The following is a 2,148-nucleotide window of genomic DNA, read 5'->3' as shown; positions in this document are numbered from 1 at the left end:
AAAAGAAAATTGCATATTCGATCTTATAATGATGCTTTATACATTAAAATACGTTGTTTTGCGTTCAATTTTTGTTGTTGAAGTGTTTATTCCAGCAGCTTTTAAATCTTCTTTTGTATATCCAAGTTCGTAGAATCTGAACAATAAATAACCACCATCTGATAATTGTTTAAGTGTACACCCGGCATCTAATAATTCCTTAGCATGATACAAAGCATATCTCAATTCTTTAATTGTATACCCAGCATCTAATAATTCCTTAGCTGTAAATCTAGCAGCTCTTAAATTATCGGCGTTATATCCGCCATCTCTTAATTCTCTGACTGTAAATCCAGCAGGTTTTAATTCCTTAGCTTCGTACAAAAAATCATCTTTTAATTCCTTAGCTGTAATACCACCATCTTTTAATTTTTTAATTGTAAAGTCAGCATCTTTTAATTCTTTAACTATATACCCAGCATCTCTTAATTCTTTAACTGTAAATCCGGCATTTTTTAATTCTTTAACTGTAAAACCATCAGTTTTTAATTCCTTAGTTGTATATCCTAATCTTTTATAAACACCTTCTTTTAAATCAAAATGTTCTTTCAATTGTTTTGCTTTATATCCGGCAGCTTTTAATTCTTTTAATTCATCGAAATAAAATGATGGGAAATTTTGAACATCTTGTAATGTATACCCAGCATCTAATATTTGTTTCAATGTAAAACCGCTTTCTTGTAATTGGAACGCTGTAACCCCTAATTTTTTAAAATCTGATACTGTTTTATAAAGTTTAGTTTTGAACAATTTAATCTTACCATTTTTATCTGTTTCTTTATATTTTTCTTCATTAGTATCAAATTCTTCAATAGAACCATCAATATTTTTACGTTTTATTAATTTTTCGTTAACAGGATTATATTCCATCCATACGCCATCAGGTAAAGTTTTTTTAATTAATTTACCATGAGTACCATATTCGTAAATATTTTTATATTTATCTTTTTTTTTTAATAAAAGACCATTATTTTTATCATATTCGTAAATATTGCCATCTAAATCAATCTTTTTTACTAATTTATGAGTAAATAAATTATAATATTCTATTTCACCAGTATCTCTTCTTAATTCATAAGGAGCGCTTGTTAAACGTTCATTTTCTTGTTTTAACTTTATATTTTCCTCATGTAAAGCGTTATTTAATTTTTTAGCTTCTTCGGAAATATCTTTATTTAAAGTTATTCTTCTTTCTTCGGTTTCTAAATGATATTGATAAGCAATACTACCAAACCAAAAAAGCAAAAACAATAATGTTGCAGTAGTAATAAGAAAAGGCACTATTCTCCAATGTCTACCTTTCCATTCAAATGTACTCATAATTAAAATTCTCCTATTTCATTTTAAATAATTTAAAATTTATTTATTATTTCTTTGTTTTTAAACCCATAAATATATAAAACTCATTACAAAAGAACAAACAAAACCTAATACATTATAACTTTTTTTAATAACAATAACCAAATGTTTAAAACAATAGCCATAATATCTAAAATTCTTAAAACAATTTTAAATAATCCATTAATAACTAAAACAAAAATATTAAAAATAAAAGAAACAATTTTAGAAAAAATATTAACAGTATAACTAAGCATTAAATAAGTTTTTTCTGATAATTCATCAAAAAATGCTTTAACAGAAGTCCCAACAACAGGAATAGCAGAAACCAAAGCAGAAAATATTTTTGTCAAACCAGCTGTTGAAACAACAGCGGCCAAACTAGTAAGAGTTAATTTTGTAACAACCTCTAACAAATTAGAAAAATTTTTTAATAATTCTAATAATTTATCATTTATAGAAATAAAAACTTTTAATCCTTCAATTAAAAAACTAAATAAAGAACTAAATAATTTTAAAGGATAAATTAAAGTAGTTAATTTTTCCCATATAAAAATAACAATCATTTTAATAAAATTAAATATATTAAGAAAATTAATATTCCAACCAACATTAAAACCAAACAAAAAAGATGATTTAGTAAAAAAAATATTATAAAAAAAATTATACAACAAATAAAATAAAGCTTTAAAATCAAAAGAAATTAAATATTTTAAAACAGATAAATTAAAAATCATTTTCATTATTTTCTATAATTAAAGGAGTTTTTAT

At 23.6% G+C, this 2,148-nt stretch carries 2 protein-coding genes; both read right to left on the bottom strand.

Annotated features, from left to right (window positions below; genetic code table 11):
• Positions 1-36 precede the first annotated feature (36 nt).
• Positions 37-1,359 carry a DUF2963 domain-containing protein gene (locus RI68_RS03655; RefSeq protein ID WP_083848774.1) on the bottom strand — a complete coding sequence of 441 codons (1,323 nt, stop codon included), beginning with the start codon at positions 1,357-1,359 and terminating at the stop codon, positions 37-39.
• Positions 1,360-1,466: 107 nt separating this feature from the next.
• Positions 1,467-2,114 carry a hypothetical protein gene (locus RI68_RS01575; protein WP_261974280.1) on the bottom strand — a complete coding sequence of 216 codons (648 nt, stop codon included), beginning with the start codon at positions 2,112-2,114 and terminating at the stop codon, positions 1,467-1,469.
• Between the last annotated feature and the right edge of the window lie 34 nt (positions 2,115-2,148).

The organism is Vaccinium witches'-broom phytoplasma str. VAC, assembly GCF_000309405.1.
Taxonomy (GTDB): Bacteria; Bacillota_I; Bacilli_A; order Acholeplasmatales; family Acholeplasmataceae; genus Phytoplasma.
Note: the sequence above shows the minus strand (reverse complement) of the source record. Positions and strands in the feature narration are given on the sequence as shown.